The sequence below is a fragment of the Pseudomonas sp. PA1(2017) genome (genome assembly GCF_001945375.1).
GTDB lineage: Bacteria > Pseudomonadota > Gammaproteobacteria > Pseudomonadales > Pseudomonadaceae > Aquipseudomonas.
Genome location: NZ_MSXU01000003.1, coordinates 53,203 through 69,435, shown reverse-complemented (window position 1 = coordinate 69,435; position 16,233 = coordinate 53,203). Strand labels below are relative to the sequence as shown.

The window sequence follows — 16,233 nt, the reverse complement described above, 5'->3', positions numbered from 1 at the left end:
CGGGTCAGAACGGTAGTTGGACGTCAGGGGCGACGTTGTGCATCTGCGAGCGGAACAGCTCCTGGATCCGCTCCAGCTCGGCCTGGCTTTCCGCTTCGAAGCGCAGCACCAGCACCGGCGTGGTGTTGGATGCACGCACCAGGCCCCAGCCTTTGGGGTAATCGACGCGCACACCGTCGAGGTTGGTCACACTGCCTTCGCCCCACTGACCTTCACGCTGCAGGCGCTCGATGATCGGGAACTTGGTCTGCTCGGTGACCTGCACGTTGATTTCCGGGGTCGACACGTCGTTCGGGAACGCGGCGAACACCTGCTCGGCGGTGCGCTTGTCCTGGCTGAGGATTTCCAGCAGGCGCGCGGCAGCGTAGATGCCGTCGTCGAAACCGAACCAGCGTTCCTTGAAGAACACGTGGCCGCTCATCTCGCCGGCCAGCAGGGCGCCGGTTTCCTTCATCTTCTTCTTGATCAGCGAGTGACCGGTTTTCCACATTACCGGGCGACCGCCGTAGCCGCTGATCAGCGGGGTCAGGCGGCGGGTGCATTTGACGTCGAAGATGATGTCGGCGCCCGGGTTGCGCGACACCACGTCCTTGGCGAACAGCATCAGCAGGCGGTCCGGGTAGACGATGGTGCCGGTGTTGGTGACCACGCCCACGCGGTCGCCATCGCCGTCGAAGGCCAGGCCGACGTCGGCATTCTCTTCCTTGACCTTGGCGATCAGGTCGATCAGGTTCTCGGGCTTGCCCGGATCCGGGTGGTGGTTGGGGAAGTTGCCGTCGACCTCGCAGTACAGCGGGATCACCTTGCAGCCCAGCGCCTCGATCAGCTGCGGGGCGATCACCCCGGCAGCGCCGTTGCCGCAATCGACCACCACGCGCAGCGGCTTGGCCATGGCGATGTCGCTGCGGATCTGCTCCAGATAACGTGGCAGCAGATCGACGCGCTCGACGCTGCCTTCACCGCTGCTCAGGTCGTTGGTGTCGATGCGGGTCTTCAGCGCCTGAATCTGTTCGTTGGCCAGGGTGTCGCCGGCGATGACGATCTTGAAGCCGTTGTAGTCCGGCGGGTTGTGGCTGCCGGTGAGCATCACCGCAGTCTTGCCGGCCAGCACGTGGGCGGCGAAGTAGACGACCGGGGTCGGCACCATGCCGACGTCGCTGACCTGGCAGCCACTGTCGGCCACGCCCTGAATCAGCTGTTCCACCAGGCTCGGGCCGGACAGGCGGCCGTCGCGGCCAACGGCGACGTTCGGCTCGCCTTCGGCCAGGCTTTGCGAGCCGATGGCGCGGCCGATCCAGTAGGCGGTTTCTGGGGTCAGGCCTGCGCCCACCACACCGCGGATGTCATAGGCTCGGAAGATGTCTGCTGGGAGTTTCGGGGCTTGCGGCGCGGTCATGATCGGTGTCTGCTCCAGTCCCAGGAGATCCTGGTCGTCGTCGAGAATGTCGATATCGAGAATATCGGTGTCTTGAAACAGCGGATTCACGAGATCCGCCGGCTTGGCTGCGACGCGACTACTGGGTGTTTCACTGGCGGCGATGTCCGGGCGGGTCGCCACGGGTTCCTGGGCGCGACGGGGCAGTCGGCTCAGGCTCTGTGCCAGGTGGTGCAGGGCGGGCAGGCTCAAGCTGAAGGCTTTGACGGCTTTGCCCGCGGAGAGTTCTTTAACCAGTTCGGCCAATTGCGCAGTATCGCGATCCAGGCGCTGCTGCAGGCTGCGTTGGGTCAGATAAAGACCGGCCAGCGCACCGATCAGCGCAACCAGCAGCGCGAGGCCCAGCAACAGGGGCGACAGGCCCGAGGCGCCGAGGCCTGAGGCCGGCGTGAAGTTCAGCATCCAGTGCGGGTTGCCGGTGGCGAACGCCTGGGGCACGCCTTCGGCCTGGCCGCGCTGGGCCAGCACCTGGGCGGCGCCGGCATCGAAGCGTTGCACCAGCTGGATCTGCCCGACGTCCGCCGGCATTGGCGGCAGGTTGCCGAGCAGCCGGTTGAGGTCGACGGCCAGCAGCAGCGTGCCGACCATGGGCTGTTTGTCGTCCTGGCGTACCGGCGCCACGCTGTAGGCCAGCCAGCGCTCACCGACCTTGTAGGCTTCCACGGCCGGCGCCTGACCGGCTTCCAGGCGGCGCAGCAAGTCCAGCGCGGCGAAGTTCATCGGCGCGCTGCGCGAGCTGTCCGGAACCGCCTGGCCAGGCAGGTTGAGCTGGGCATCGACTACGCCATTCCAGTAGCGCAGGCCGTTCTCGGCATTGCGCACCTGGGCGTCATCGCCACTCTGCAGGGCTTGCGAGAGCGCCGGGTTGCGCGCTGCGGCGAGGGTGTCGGCGCTGAGTTGCTTGAGCGCCTGCTGCAGGCTGGCCGCCTGGCTGCTGCCCCAGGCCTGGCTGAGCTGTTGCTGCTGTAACTCTTGCGCCGGGCTCACCGCGGCGAACCACAGGATGGCACCGGCCAGGGCCACGCCAAGGGCGGCGGCGATCACGCCGGGGGCCAGGTCGGCCGATGCCTTGCTCTGGCCGCGAGTGGCGGGTTTCGAGTCGCCGGGGCGTTCTTCCTTGGGCGCGCGTTTGAAGCCTTTCATCCGACGTCTCCTGGCGAGCTAGAAGGGGATCACTTGGTGCCCGAGTGGCCGAATCCACCGGCACCGCGTTCGCTGTCGTCGAATTCCTCGACCACCTCGAAACGTGCCTGGATGACCGGTACCAGCACCAGTTGGGCGATACGTTCACCCACGGCCATCTTGAACGCGCTGTTGCCGCGGTTCCAGCACGACACCATCAGCTCGCCCTGGTAGTCCGAGTCGATCAGACCAACCAGATTGCCGAGCACGATGCCGTGTTTGTGGCCCAGGCCGGAGCGCGGCAGGATCAGGGCGGCCAGGCCCGGATCGGCGACGTGTATCGCCAGGCCGGTGGGAATCAGCACGGTCTGGCCCGGTTCCAGGGTCAGGTCTTCCTTGAGCATGGCGCGCAGATCCAGGCCGGCCGAACCGGGCGTGGCGTAGGCGGGCATGGGGAATTCGCTGCCGAGGCGGGGGTCGAGGATCTTGGCTTGTAGGGCGTGCATGGGGCGATCAGGGTTTCCGTGCGAATGAATGTCAGTGTTTGGGTTGCTGCGCGGCGATGAAACTCACCAGTTGGCGGGCGATCTTGCCCTTGCTGGTCTGCGCAAAGCTGGTCTGGTGCAGCGCGCGATCGATGATGGTGATCGCGTTGTCTTCGCTGTTGAAACCGATGCTCGGGTTGGCCACGTCGTTGGCGACGATCAGGTCGAGGTTCTTGTCCTTGAGCTTGCGCGAGGCGTACTCCAGAAGGTTCTCGGTTTCGGCGGCGAAACCGACGCTGAACGGGCGATCATCTCGGTGCGCCAGGGTGGCGAGGATGTCGGGGTTGCGCACCATCTGCAACAGCAGGCCATCGCCGCTGTTGGGGTCTTTCTTCAATTTGTGCTGGGCGACAACTTCCGGGCGGTAGTCGGCCACCGCCGCGGCGGCGATGAGAATGTCGCAGGGCATGGCCGCTTCGCAGGCGGCGAGCATGTCGCGGGCACTGACCACGTCGATGCGGTTGACCCGATCCGGCGTCGCCAGGTGCACCGGGCCGCTGATCAGGGTGACCTTGGCGCCGGCTTCCATGGCGGCCTCGGCGAGGGCGAAGCCCATCTTGCCGGAGCTGTGGTTGGTGATGTAACGCACCGGGTCGATGTTTTCCTGGGTCGGGCCGGCGGTGATCAATACGTGCTTGCCGGTCAGCGCCAGGTGCTCGAAGCAGTCGGCGGCCAGGTGTGCCAGGTCGTCGGCCTCGAGCATGCGGCCCAGGCCGACGTCGCCACAGGCCTGGCTACCGGAGGCCGGGCCGAACATTTTCAGGCCACGGCTGCGCAGCAGCTCGACGTTGGCCAAGGTGGCCGGGTCGCGCCACATCGCCTGGTTCATGGCCGGCGCCAGGGCCACCGGCGCATCGGTAGCCAGCACCAGGGTGGTGAGCAGGTCATCCGCGACGCCCTGGGCCAGGCGCGCCATCAGGTCGGCGGTGGCCGGCGCGATCAGCACCAGGTCGGCCCAGCGTGCCAGTTCGATATGGCCCATGGCGGCTTCGGCCGCCGGGTCGAGCAGATCCAGATGCACCGGGTGGCCGGACAACGCCTGCAGGGTCAGCGGGGTGATGAATTCGCGACCACCCTGGGTCATGACCACGCGCACTTCGGCGCCCTGATCCTTGAGGCGGCGGACCAGCTCGGCGCTCTTGTACGCCGCGATGCCGCCACCCACGCCGAGGATGATGCGTTTGCGATACAGCCGCTGCATAACTCTGCCTTTGTCGTGTGTAGTTACAGACGCAGGTGCCCGAGACCTCCCCAGGCCCGGCGCCCCGCGAAAAACGCGGCTACGATAGCACAGCGGCAGCAGGGGGGCAGCGGCGCGCCGGGCGGCGATTCGTCGGCAGCGGACTGGATGGGCAAGGGGCGTGCGATGAGCATTCGTGAGTGGCCTGCGGCAGAGCGCCCGCGGGAGAAATTGCTGGCCCAGGGAGCGGCCAGCCTGACCGACGCCGAGCTCCTGGCGATCTTCCTGCGTACCGGCGTGGCCGGGCAGAGTGCAGTGGACCTGGCCCGCCACCTGCTCGCCGATTTCGGCAGCCTGCGCGCATTGCTTCAGGCCGACCTGCCGTCCTTCTGCCAGCACCTGGGCCTCGGCCCTGCCAAGTTCGCCCAATTGCAGGCCGTGCTGGAAATGGGCCGTCGCCACCTGGCCGAACAACTGCGCCGTGATTCGGCCCTGGAAAGCCCCCAGGCGGTGCGCGATTACCTCAAGGCGCAGCTGCGTCACGAACCCCACGAAGTGTTCGGCTGCCTGTTTCTCGATGCCAAGCACCGGGTGTTGGCTTTCGAGGCGCTGTTTCACGGTTCCATCGACAGCGCCAGCGTCTACCCGCGGCAGGTGGTCAAGCGCGCCCTGGCCCACAATGCAGCGGCGCTGATCCTGACCCACAACCATCCCTCTGGCGTCGCCGAGCCGAGCCAGGCAGACAAGGTGCTGACCCAGCGCCTCAAGGACGCCTTGGCGCTGGTCGAGGTGCGCGTGCTCGACCATTTCATCGTCGGCGACGGCGAGCCGCTGTCGATGGCCGAGCACGGCTGGATGTAGCGGCGACTCGGCAGCCGTCAGCGGGCCTTGAGCAAGTCGCCGACTTCCAGCAGCACCATTTCGTTGTCGTCTGCTTTGTTCGGTTCGCGGCTGCTGGAGAACGGCAGGTTGTTGTCGTTGCCGACCACGATATGCCGATCATCGATGATGTCGACGTTCTCGATGGTGAAGAACGGGAAGGTCAGCACGCCGTCGTTCAGCGGCTTGCGGGCGATGCGCTGCGGGTTCTGGATGGTGAGCAGGTCGATGTAGCCGACCTTGCGCACGGCCTGGCCGACGTTGCCATCATCGAAAGCGACCTTGTAGACGCGCTTGAAGCGGGCGATATCCGAAAAACAGCGGGTGCCTTTCTCGTCAGGCGGGCAGGCCTTGTCCGCCGTGCCTTCACCATTGTCGCGCTCGATGATCAGGCCGCTGGCCGCATCGATCATGTTGAAATCGCCGATGGCGTGGCCGGGTTGCTCCAGCGGGTAGAACCAGTGGCGGCCCGTCCAGGCCTCGCTGGCGACATCGAATTCGAGCACGCGCAATACGTTCTTGCCATCGCGCTGCTCGGCACCCTTGCTGGCCGCGTCCCACAGCGGGCCTTCCAAAAGCGCGTATAGCTTGCTGCCGTCCTTCGCGGCGGCCATACCCTCCAGGCCCTTGGAGCGGCGCACCTGGAAGTTCATGGCGTCGGCCGGCCAGGCGGGGGGCGTCAGGGCGGGGTTGTCGGACGAGCGCACGGGTTTGCCGTCGGCCTCGACATCGAGCACCGCCTGTACGCGGCCCTTCATGTCTGTCTTGATCAGGTAGGGGCCGAACTCGTCGCCAATCCAGATGGAATCGCCGATCAGCTGGACGCTTTCCGGGTCGAAGTCTGCGCCGCTCAGGTAGCGCGTCGGCGTGCCCTCGTGAACGATGCGGAACGGGACCTTCTTGTCCGGGTCGCTGAGAAACACCGTGTTCAGCCGCTTGAATTCGCCGCTCTTGAAGTCGATGGCGTAATGGTTGAGATAGAGCATGGCGTCGGCGGAGTTGGCCTTGGTGCCGAAGCCGTTGTCGGTGAGTACCCAGAAGCTGCCGTCCGGCATGTGCTTGATGCCGGAGTGACCCTGCAGTGGCTGGCCTTCGAAGGGCAGCGAGAGGCCGGTGGGGCGATTGGCCGACAGGCCTTCGAGGCTGCCGATCTGTTCATTGCGCTGGCCGTTGGAGAATTTGCCGCTGAGGGTGAAATCCGCCGGCGCGTCCGCGGGCGGGCGGATGAAGCTGGCGGCCGGCAACACGGCATGGCCAGCCAACGTGGCCGGATAGCCGGTGGCGGTGTCCTGAGCCGCGACGAGCGAGGCCCAGCAGAGCGTGCTGGCCAGTAGTGCGTGAAGATGAGTGAGTCGACGCATACCTGATGATTCCCTGCGCTGAAAAGCCAACAGGGTGCGGCAGGCGTATGTCATGCCGGTGACAGGGCCCGGCATGGTTACCGCGGCCGGGCTGCCACCATCATGGATGGCAGCCCATCTGGGTCACGGCACGCTGACCTTGGAGAAATCCTGACGGCCGAACGGGCTGACGCTGTAGCCCTCGACGCCCTTGCGGGTCAGGGCATAGGCGGTCGGGTGGGCCAGGGGCAGCCACAGCGCCTGCTGCTGGATGATCGCCTGGGCGTCCTTGTACAGCGCGCTGCGTTTGGCCTGGTCGCTGACCGCCTTGCCATCGGCGATCAGCTTGTCGAGCTTGGCGTCGCAGAAGCGTGCGAAGTTCAGGCCGGACTCCACCGAGGCACAGGAAAACTGCGGGGTCAGGAAGTTGTCCGGGTCGCCGTTGTCGCCGGCCCAGCCCATGAACAGCAGGTCATGCTCGCCGGCCTTGGCGCGGCGGATCAGTTCGCCCCACTCGATCACGCGGATCTGCGCCTTGATGCCGACTTCGGCCAGATCGGCCTGCAGCAATTGTGCGCCCAGGCTTGGGTTGGGGTTGAGCAGGCTGCCCGAGGGGCGCGTCCAGATGGTGGTGCTGAACCCATCGGCCAGCCCGGCCTCTTTGAGCAGGTCACGGGCTTTTTGCGGGTCATGGGCGTAGCCCGGCAGATCGCTGGCGTAGCTCCAGGTGTTCGGCGGATAAGGGCCGTTGGCGGGTTCGGCGCTGTTCTCGAACACGGCCTTGAGGTAGCTGCTCTTGTCGAACGCCAGGTTGATCGCCTGGCGCACGACGGGCTTGTCCAGCGGCGGGTGCTGGCTGTTGATGGCCACGAAGGCGGTCATGAAGGCGGCGGTCTTCACGGTGTCGAGGTCGGCGTCCTTGCTCGCCGCTTCGACGTCGACCGGCTTGGGCGACAGGGCAATCTGGCATTCGCCCCGGCGCAGGCGTTGCAGGCGCACGTTGGCGTCCGGGGTGATGGCGTACACCAGTTCGTCGACCTTCGGCTTGCCGGCGAAGTAGTCGGCGTTGGCCGTGTAGCGCACCGCGGCATCCTTCTGGAAACGTTTGAACACGAAGGGGCCGGTGCCGATCGGCTGGCTGTTGAGCTTTTCCGGCGTGCCGGCCTTGATCAGTTGGTCGGCGTACTCGGCGGAATAGATGGAGGCAAAGCCCATGCTCAGGGTGGCGAGAAAGGTCGCGTCCGGTTTGTTCAGGGTGATGCGTACAGTATGTGCGTCGACCTTCTCCACCGTCTTGATCAGCGCCGGCCATTGCATGGACTGGGCATGGGGATAGCCGCTGGTGGCCGTCTTGTGCCACGGGTGGTTGGGGTCGAGCATGCGCTGGAAGCTGAACAGCACGTCGTCGGCTTCCAGCGTCGGGCGGCTGGGCTTGAAGTAGGCGGTGCGGTGCAGCAGCACGTCCGGGCGCAGGGTAAAGGTGTAGCTCAGGCCGTCGTCGGAGATCTTCCAGCTGCTGGCCAGGCTCGGCTCCAGCTTGCCGCTGGCGGCGTCGAATTCGACCAGGCGATTCATCAGCACGTCGGCCGAGGCATTGGTGGTGGTCAGGGAGTTGTACTGCACCACGTCGAAGCCATCTGGGCTGGCTTCGGTACAGACGCTCAGGGTCGCGGCCTGGGCGAATAGCGGGGCGACGAGCAGCGGCAACAGGGCAAGGCGCATAGTGATCTCCTGAACGTAACGGCGCGCATCCGGCGGGCCGGTCATGAAATACTGAGGGGAGAGAGGGTCGCGTTAACGCGTGGACAGACCCTAAACGATAAGATGCAGGCTAACAATGCAATACGGCGACGAGCGGTCGTTCGCGTCCATGCCCGACGCCTGGGGCTCAAGCCCCGAATGGCCTGGATTTTAAAGTGCGCTCGCGCTTGTTGCTGTGGGGGCTTTCTGGTATAAAGCAGCGCTCTTTTCTAGGGGCCCGGTTGCTTGATCGCGATCTATCACCGGTAAGACCCTGAAGAAACGCGGCGCCCAGCGCCGAAAAACAGAGATTAAGCGGCCAACCCATGCCGGGTTGGGCATGTGGTTTTAGAGGGCTGAGGTATGTCGAGAGTCTGTCAAGTTACCGGTAAGGGTCCGGTAACCGGGAATAACATTTCCCACGCAAACAACAAAACCCGTCGTCGTTTCCTGCCGAACCTGCAGCATCACCGCTTCTGGGTCGAGTCTGAAAACCGCTTCGTACGTCTGCGCCTGTCCACCAAAGGCATGCGCATCATCGACAAGCGTGGTATTGACGTAGTGCTGGCCGAGCTTCGTGCTCGCGGCGAAAAGGTTTAAGGAGACTGTCATGCGTGAACTGATCCGTTTGGTGTCCAGCGCCGGTACCGGCCACTTCTACACCACCGACAAGAACAAGCGCACCACTCCGGACAAGATCGAGATCAAGAAATACGATCCGGTCGTCCGCAAGCACGTTGCGTACAAGGAAGCCAAGATCAAGTAATTGATCGGCTGACTCGAAAAGCCCGCCCCATGGCGGGCTTTTTCATGCCTGCGATTTGGCGTGCCGCCGGTCGTTCAGGGCGCCGGTCGTAGCGTCAGCGTGCTGCGCGTATGGGCGGTTACGTTGTCGGTACTCAGGTGCTGCGGCACGTACTCGCCGTGTATGAAGCGCTGGGCCTGGTCGCTGTAGTGGCGGTCGAACGGTACGCCGCTCTGGCCAAGCGGGTTGATACCCAGGCTGTTGTCGGCATCGGCCAGGTCGACCAGCCGCCGCGTCGAGGGCCCGTAACCCACTGCCCAGGGCGCCGTGCCGATACGGTGCGACAGGTTGTTGGGCATCTCGTGGCCACCGGGCGCCGGCAGCGGGCCGATGTTGAGCAGCATGTTCAGCGGCCACTGTACGCCCAGCGGATGCTGATGGGTGAGGGTATGGGCCTGGCCCCAGCGCCATTGCGCCGGATCGTCGCCCAGGGTGGCGCGCAGGTGCTGCACGGTGGCGCGCCAGGCTTCGGCCACCGCTTCGGCGCGGCTGCGCGGCTGGCCATCGGCGCGCGCCCACCAGGGAGAATCGGGGGCAGCGGTCAGGCGCGGCAGTGCGCTGTCGATCATTCGCGTCGACAGCAGTTGCTCGAAGGCCTGCGCGCCCAGGCGCGGCGCCAGTGCCGTGCGGCCCAGTTCATAGGTGAGCTGGTTGAACAGCGTCGCCGGCAGCGATTGCAGCGGGTGATCGCCCTGCCAGGCTGCCAGAGCCTCGACCAGCTCCCGCTCCTGTTGGTCCGCAGCGGCGGCGCGCAGCTCGCCGAGAATTGGCGCCAGCAACCGCGGCCCGTAGGCTGTGGCGGTATCCAGTTGCAGGGCCTGGCTGTTGTGCAGGTCCCAGCGCACCTGCGGGTCGGCCAGTCGCTGATTCAGGCGTTGGCCGCGTTCCGGCGGGTTGTAGTAGCCCGGAATCTCGATGCCGCTCGCCGGCAGCGGCTGGAAGTTGGCCGAGACGATGTAGCCGCGCGGTGGGTTCTCTTCCTGCGGGTTGGCACTGAAGGGATGAAAACCCGGCTTGTCGGCGGCGCTCGTGCTGCCATCGAGGATGAACGCCGGGTTCACCCCGGTGGGCCGCACCGGCAGCTTGGCCGCGGCCCACCAGGCGATGTCGCCGCTGGCGTTGGCCCACACCAGGTTGAGGCCCGGCGCATGGATGCGCTCGGCGGCGGCGCGGCCCTTTGCCAGGGTGTTGGCACGGTTCAGGCGGTAGAAGGCGTCGAGTAGCGGGTTTTCGGTTTCCAGAAAGGTCCACCACATGGCGATCGGCGTGCTGCCGGCGCTGTCACCCAGAGCATCGTTGATGATGGGCCCGTGGGGCGAGCGGCGCAGTTGCAGGGTCACCGGCTCGCCGTCCTTGACCCGGATGACTTCCTCGCGCTGCTGCAGATCGACCCAGCGGCCCTGGTACCAGACCTGGGCAGGGTTGTCCGGGTTGAGGCGTTCGGCGACCAGGTCCATGTCGTCGTTCTGGAACATGGTCAGGGTCCAGGCGAACTCCCGGTTGTGGCCGAGAAAGGCCACCGGGGTCGCGGGCTGGTGATGGCCGTAGAGTTCGAAGCCCGGGTATTTGAGGTGCGCCTCGTACCACACCGACGGTGCCGAGAAGCGGATGTGCGGATCGCCAGCCAGCAGCGGCTTGCCGCTGGCGGTGCGGGCGCCGGCCACTGCCCAGGCGTTGCTGCCCTCGAACTGCGGCAGGCCGCTGTCAGCCAGGGCCTGATCGCTCAGGGCGGCGATCCGGTCGAGCATCCGCCAGTCGTTTTTGCCCAGTGCCGTGTCGAGCACGCCCTCGGGGTGCCAGTCGATATCGAAGATCGCCAAGTAATCGCTGCCCAGTTCATCACGAATGCGCGTCAGTAGCGGTTCGCTGCGCAGCGCCGCGGCGAAGCTGTAGGCCAGGTAGCCGGCGATGGACAGGGTGTCGGCTGCGGTGAACGGGCGCTTCTCGATGCCCAACAGGTCGAACTCCAGCGGCGCCGGGCGACTGTTCTGGTACTGGTTGATGCCGTCGAGGTAAGCGGCCAGCGCCTTGCCATGGGGGCTGTCGGGGTCAAGCTCGCGGGCTTGCTGGTCGGCGCGCTGGCGAATCTGCAAGGTGCGGAACAGGCGATCGGTGGGCAGCAGTTTGGCGCCGAGCACTTCGGCCAGCTCACCGCGGGCCAGGCGGCGCAGCATCTCCATCTGGAACAGGCGATCCTGGGCCTGTACGAAGCCCAGGGCGCGGTACAGGTCGGCTTCGTTCTGCGCCTCGATGTGGGGCACACCACGCTCGTCATAGCGCACCTGCACCGGTGCGCCGAGGTGCTGCAGCGCCAGCTCGCCGCTCCGCAGCGGCCGCTTGTCGTGCAGGTACCAGGCGCCACCACCTGCGACAGTCAGCAGGACGACCGCCAGGGTGATCAGGGTGCGTCTCATGCTGCCGTCCTTGTCTCACGCGGGCCGCCATGCTGCGGGCAATCAGCACGGACTGCAAGGCGACCTGCTCAGGACGTGACGCGGCTCTGACTGGTCTGGAACTGCCCGCACAGCCCGTTGAGGTGCTCGGCCAGGGACGCCAGGCGCTGACTGTCGCCGGCCACCTCACCGGCATCGCGAGCGGTGTCACCGGCCACCTGGCGCACCTGTTCGATCAGCCTGGCCACTTCGGTGGTTGCCGCCAGCTGCTCGCGGGTGGACACGCCGATGGTCTGGATCGCTTCGATGGAGCGGTGCACGTTGTCCAGCAGCGCCACCGTACGCTCGGTATGGCCGACGCAGCGGGCCACGCCGGCGTGGCTTTCGGCCATGGCGCTGACCGCGTTGGCCGAGCCCTGCTGCAGGCGACTGATCATGCCCTGGATTTCGCCGGTGGCCTGTTGGGTACGCTGCGCGAGCTGGCGTACCTCATCGGCCACCACGGCGAAGCCGCGGCCCTGTTCGCCTGCCCGTGCCGCTTCGATGGCCGCATTGAGGGCGAGCAAGTTGGTCTGTTCGGCCACCGAACGAATCACCTCCAGCACCCGGTCGATGGCCTGGGCCTCGACGGCCAGTTGTTGCACCACGCCGCTGCTGCTGTCCATCTGTCGAGCCAGGGTGTGGATTTCGCTCTGGGTGTCGCTGATCGCCGCGGCCCCCGCAGCGGCATCGGCATCGGCCTGGCGAGCGGTATGTGCCGCCTGCTCGGCGCTGTTGGAGACGTCGCCGACGGCATGGCTCAGCTGCTCGATGGCGCCGCCCATCTGCGCCGTGGCATCGAGCAGCGCATCGGCGCAGTGATTCAGTTCCTGGGTCGACTGGGTGAGGCGCTGGCTGGTGTCGCGCATCTCGTCACCGGCGCCGATGACCCGGCTCACCAGATTGTCGAGCAGCGCCAGGAAGCGGTTGAAGCGCTGCGCCAAACCGTCACTGGATGGGCTGCGGTAGGCCAGATCCACCGGCTGGCCCTCGCGCAGCAGGTGCGCCGAGGTACGTTGCAGGTCTTCCCCGGCTGCTGCCTCGCGGGCAGCGTGGCGCGCGAGCACCAGCAGAATGGCGGTTTCGACGATCACATAACCGGCGTGGATGAACACCACGTGCCAGCCGGAGCCCGGCTGCAGCAGGTAGATGCCGTTGTCGCCCTGCTGCAATGCGAAAAAGCTCAGGTGGTGCACGGCGATGGTGCCGGCCGCCAGGAGAATGGGCAGCCAGTCGCGGTAGTAGACCAGAAAGGCCAGCAGCACGAAGACGCTGAAGTGCGTCTCCACCATGCCGTGGCTCTGCTGGATATGCAGCGCTGCCAGCACCATGAAGGCCACGGCGATCAGGCAGCGGTACAGGCGCGTGCCACCGACCATCGCGTAGAGCGTGCTGAGCGTAACGGCGGTACCGCCGCCGATGATCAGGGCGGCGGCCCAGGTCGCGTGCCAGAAGGCCAGGCCCAGCGCGTACAGCACCATCAGCCAGACGACGCACAGCATCAGGCGATCGGCCTGGCGATAGAAATGATCGTGCATGGGTGTCCGTTCCTGTCGAGGCGGCGCTCAGAAGTGGCGGCCGTACGGAAAGAAAAGCAGATTCGGCTTTTTTTGCTGGCCGATTGCCGCTATTTAATCCAATCGCAGAAACAGCCGCTGGCCAGGTTGTTGTCCGCCAGCACCTTTCGCCCGTCGAGCAACGCATCGAGCAGCGGTTCGACGAAGCTGTTGCCAGAGGTGCAGGTGAACCCGCTGCTGTAGGGGCCGACGTAGACCAGTTCGCCGCGCTGGTCCCAGATCGCCACCGCCGGGCTGGCGGGTAGCCGTTCACTGCCGGCGAGGCCAGGCAGCGGCTGCAGCGCGCTCAGAGGCTGCGGCAACTGCCCTTCGCTACCGGGTTTCTGCACCGCATAGAACTGCACGCCGCGCCCGGCGTAACGCTCGACCAGTTCGCCGAGGTGCTGCTGGTTGCCGACGTTGCAGGGGCACGCGGGGTCCCAGAAATGCACCAGCCGAATCTCGCCTGGCCCTGCCAGTTGGTCTGGCAGGCGTAGCTGGCTGCCGGAAAACAGCGCGGTACGCTCATCGAACGGGCGCAGATAGCGCGCCTCGAACCACCAGAAGGCGGCGACCATGGCGGCCAGCCAGATGACGGCGACCAGGCAGGCGAGCAGGGTGGTGCGGCGGGAGCGGGCCATGCCGACAATTTCCGTTGAGCGGTCCGGTAGCTTGCCATGGCGCGCATGGCAGCAGAAGATCGTCACTGTACCGGGCACGTGCCCTGATGATGCTGCCGTGAATCAACGAGTCGATGGTGCCAATGTCCGATATCTTCCAACCCGAACCGCTGGTCGCCAGCCTGCGCCCGCTGGCCAGCGCTGCGCCATTGTCGGCTGCGGAGCTGGCCTATCGGCAGTTCTACGGCTTCGTGCCGCGCGAGGCGGTCGAGAGTCGGCTCGGCTGGTTCGAGGTGGACGATTACCGTATCGCCGGCCAGCTCTGGAAACCCCTGGCGCCCCGTGCCACGCTGCTGCTGCTGCACGGCTATTACGACCACAGTGGCCTGTACCGGCATGTGATCGAGTGGGCGCTGGAAGCCGGCTTCGCGGTGCTCGCCGTGGACTTGCCGGGGCATGGGCTGTCCAGCGGAGCGCGTGCCAGCATCAGGGATTTCGCCGAATACCAGGCCGTGCTGCGCGGCGCTCTGCAACAGGCCGATGCGCTGGGCCTGCCGGTGCCCTGGCACCTGTGTGGGCAGAGCACCGGCGGGGCGATCCTGATCGATTATCTGCTCAACGACAAACCGCTCGGCGCCGTCGGTGAAACCATCCTGCTGGCGCCTCTGGTTCGGCCACGGCGCTGGAACTGGTCGCAGCTCAGCTACCGCCTGCTGCGCCGCTTCGTGCAGGAAATCCCGCGGCGCTTCAGCGAGAACTCCAGCGACCCGGAATTTCTCGACTTCCTGCGCAACCATGACCCGCTGCAACCCAAGGTGGTGCCGACCGTCTGGGTCGGTGCACTGAGCCAGTGGGTGCCGCGCATCGAGCAGGCGCCACGCAGCAAGCGCAGCCCGCTGATCATCCAGGGGGAGGCGGACATGACGGTGGACTGGCGCCACAACCTGACGGTGCTCGAAAACAAGTTCAGCACGCCGCGGATCTTCCGGCTCCCCGAAGCGCGTCATCACCTCGCCAACGAGGCGGCTCCGCTACGCCAGCGCTATTTCGATTATCTCGGCGAACAGTTGAGCTGAGATTTACTGGCCGACCGCCAGGCCGGCGCGGATCGCTGTCAGAGCTGCCTTGTAGTAGGTCGCGCCTTCGCTGGACTGGGCGAAGGTCACGAACTCCTCCAGCTCCGGATCGGACAGCCCGCGGTAGACGTGCAGCAGGGTGTTGTCCAGGTCCTTGTCGATCTGGCTCATCAGCCGTTGGCGCTGACCGTCGAGCAGTCCCTGGGCAGTACCGCCGCCGAGCAGGCCGGGAATCATCTGGCTGAGGCTGTCGGCCGCCACGCCGGCTAGCGCCAGGCTGATCTCGGCACCCGCTTCACTGGCTGGCAAGGCCTGGGCCAGGTGGCGGATCAGCAGGCGGCGGGTAGCGTCGGCTTCGCTGACCGGCAGGCCGTCGGCGTATTTGGCCAGCTGATCGGGCCGGGTGGCGAGCAGCTCGGCGCTGACGATCTTGCGGCCCAGGGGCGATTCGAAGAAGCGCAGGGCGGGCGCCGGGTCAGCGAGGTTGGTGCGCAGGCTGCTTTCAGCGCGCTCGTCCATGGCGCGGGCGGCGAAGCGCCGATTGCTGTTGTCGACCAGCGCCTGATAGACCGCCGGCGGCAGGCTCTTGCTGTAGCGCGCCTGGGCGGCGCTCAGGGCATCGCTGAAATGCGCGCGCTGCTGCGGCCAGCCGGCTTTTTCATACAGCTCGGCATGGGTGTCGGCCACGGCGGGCAGGCTCAGGAGCAACAGCAAGAAACAACACAACGCGCGCATACGAACTCCTGTCTGGGGCGGCTATTTTCGGCAGCCAGGTGGAGCTTGTCGAGGTGTACTCGACACAGGGTAGAATCCTGCCATGACGACAGACATTTCCGATTCGCTGCTGAGCCGCATCATCGATGACCTTGCCGAATTCGGATGGTCGTTGCAAACCCAATTCGCCCCCGCTTCTCTGACCCGGGAACTGGCCGATGAGTGCCGCCAGCGCATCGCCCAGGGCACCCTGGCGCCGGCCGGTACCGGCCGTGGCCATGCGGTGGCGGTGCACGAAGGCACTCGCAGCGACCACATCCAGTGGCTCGAAGTCGGGCAGTCGTCGGCCTGCGATGGCTACTTGCAGTTACTCGACGAGCTGCGTGTGGCGATCAACCAGAGCCTTTACCTGGGGCTGGTGGACTACGAGAGTCACTTCGCCTTCTATCCACCGGGCGGCTTCTATCTCAAGCACCTGGATCGCTTTCGCGACGACGACCGCCGCGCGGTATCGGCCGTGCTCTACCTCAACGACGACTGGCAGGCCGAGGAGGGCGGCATGCTGCGCTTGTATCTGGCGGACGGCCAGGTGCGCGACGTGCTGCCCGAAGCCGGCACGCTGGTGGTGTTTCTCTCGGCGGATGTACCCCACGAGGTGCTGCCGGCCACCCGCGACCGGCTGTCCTTGACCGGCTGGTTTCGCCGCCGTGGCGATGGCGTGCTCTGAGCGGCTTGTCGTGACACGCAAATGAAAAAGGGAGGCCGAAGCCTCCCTTTTTCACTGCAGTA

General features: G+C 66.0%; 14 protein-coding genes. 5 read left to right on the top strand and 9 right to left on the bottom strand.

Annotated elements, in window-relative coordinates; genetic code table 11:
* Window positions 1–4: 4 nt before the first annotated feature.
* The 3 genes from algC to coaBC form a co-directional block, all read right to left on the bottom strand.
* Window positions 5–1,396: a phosphomannomutase/phosphoglucomutase gene (gene algC / locus BVH01_RS24830; RefSeq protein WP_218189091.1), complete on the bottom strand. Its 1,392-nt coding sequence runs from the start codon at window positions 1,394–1,396 to the stop codon at window positions 5–7.
* A gap of 1,211 nt (window positions 1,397–2,607) precedes the next feature.
* Window positions 2,608–3,063 carry a dUTP diphosphatase gene (gene dut / locus BVH01_RS05450; protein ID WP_075929363.1) on the bottom strand — a complete coding sequence of 152 codons (456 nt, stop codon included), beginning with the start codon at window positions 3,061–3,063 and terminating at the stop codon, window positions 2,608–2,610.
* 31 nt (window positions 3,064–3,094) lie between these two features.
* Window positions 3,095–4,303: a bifunctional phosphopantothenoylcysteine decarboxylase/phosphopantothenate--cysteine ligase CoaBC gene (gene coaBC / locus BVH01_RS05445; RefSeq protein WP_075929362.1), complete on the bottom strand. Its 1,209-nt coding sequence runs from the start codon at window positions 4,301–4,303 to the stop codon at window positions 3,095–3,097.
* 165 nt (window positions 4,304–4,468) lie between these two features.
* Between coaBC and radC the strand changes: the two genes are divergently transcribed.
* Entirely contained in the window at window positions 4,469–5,143 is a 675-nt protein-coding gene (gene radC / locus BVH01_RS05440) for a DNA repair protein RadC (protein ID WP_075929361.1), read from the top strand.
* Window positions 5,144–5,160: 17 nt separating this feature from the next.
* On the opposite strand, the gene BVH01_RS05435 is transcribed toward radC, so the two are convergent.
* Together BVH01_RS05435 and BVH01_RS05430 are read right to left on the bottom strand one after the other, a co-directional pair.
* Window positions 5,161–6,522: an esterase-like activity of phytase family protein gene (locus BVH01_RS05435; protein WP_139317783.1), complete on the bottom strand. Its 1,362-nt coding sequence runs from the start codon at window positions 6,520–6,522 to the stop codon at window positions 5,161–5,163.
* A 123-nt stretch (window positions 6,523–6,645) separates the two neighbouring features.
* On the bottom strand, window positions 6,646–8,223 hold the full coding sequence (locus tag BVH01_RS05430) for an ABC transporter substrate-binding protein (RefSeq protein ID WP_075929360.1): 1,578 nt from the start codon (window positions 8,221–8,223) through the stop codon (window positions 6,646–6,648).
* A gap of 381 nt (window positions 8,224–8,604) precedes the next feature.
* Here BVH01_RS05430 and rpmB point away from each other — a divergent pair, with 381 nt between their 5' ends.
* Complete coding sequence (gene rpmB, locus BVH01_RS05425) at window positions 8,605–8,841, top strand: 50S ribosomal protein L28 (protein ID WP_013793374.1); 237 nt, start codon at window positions 8,605–8,607, stop codon at window positions 8,839–8,841.
* A 10-nt stretch (window positions 8,842–8,851) separates the two neighbouring features.
* Window positions 8,852–9,007, top strand: a complete 156-nt coding sequence (rpmG, locus tag BVH01_RS05420; protein WP_013793373.1) for a 50S ribosomal protein L33 — start codon at window positions 8,852–8,854, stop codon at window positions 9,005–9,007.
* A 74-nt stretch (window positions 9,008–9,081) separates the two neighbouring features.
* On the opposite strand, the gene BVH01_RS05415 is transcribed toward rpmG, so the two are convergent.
* From BVH01_RS05415 to BVH01_RS05405, 3 genes are all read right to left on the bottom strand, one after another.
* A complete protein-coding gene (locus BVH01_RS05415) occupies window positions 9,082–11,460 on the bottom strand; it encodes a penicillin acylase family protein (RefSeq protein ID WP_075929359.1) in 2,379 nt (792 codons plus the stop codon).
* Between the two features lie 68 nt (window positions 11,461–11,528).
* A complete protein-coding gene (locus BVH01_RS25125; protein WP_371915584.1) occupies window positions 11,529–12,263 on the bottom strand; it encodes a methyl-accepting chemotaxis protein in 735 nt (244 codons plus the stop codon).
* An 842-nt stretch (window positions 12,264–13,105) separates the two neighbouring features.
* The gene (locus BVH01_RS05405) at window positions 13,106–13,675 is read right to left on the bottom strand and encodes a DUF6436 domain-containing protein (RefSeq protein ID WP_075929357.1); all 570 of its coding nucleotides are present in this window, start codon (window positions 13,673–13,675) and stop codon (window positions 13,106–13,108) included.
* A 122-nt stretch (window positions 13,676–13,797) separates the two neighbouring features.
* On the opposite strand from BVH01_RS05405, the gene BVH01_RS05400 reads away from it, so the two are divergent.
* Window positions 13,798–14,730 carry an alpha/beta hydrolase gene (locus tag BVH01_RS05400; RefSeq protein ID WP_075929356.1) on the top strand — a complete coding sequence of 311 codons (933 nt, stop codon included), beginning with the start codon at window positions 13,798–13,800 and terminating at the stop codon, window positions 14,728–14,730.
* A 3-nt stretch (window positions 14,731–14,733) separates the two neighbouring features.
* Here BVH01_RS05400 and BVH01_RS05395 read toward each other — a convergent pair whose 3' ends face one another.
* Entirely contained in the window at window positions 14,734–15,465 is a 732-nt protein-coding gene (locus BVH01_RS05395; RefSeq protein ID WP_075929355.1) for a hypothetical protein, read from the bottom strand.
* An 82-nt stretch (window positions 15,466–15,547) separates the two neighbouring features.
* On the opposite strand from BVH01_RS05395, the gene BVH01_RS05390 reads away from it, so the two are divergent.
* Window positions 15,548–16,171 carry a 2OG-Fe(II) oxygenase gene (locus tag BVH01_RS05390; RefSeq protein ID WP_075929354.1) on the top strand — a complete coding sequence of 208 codons (624 nt, stop codon included), beginning with the start codon at window positions 15,548–15,550 and terminating at the stop codon, window positions 16,169–16,171.
* The last annotated feature ends 62 nt before the right edge of the window (window positions 16,172–16,233 follow it).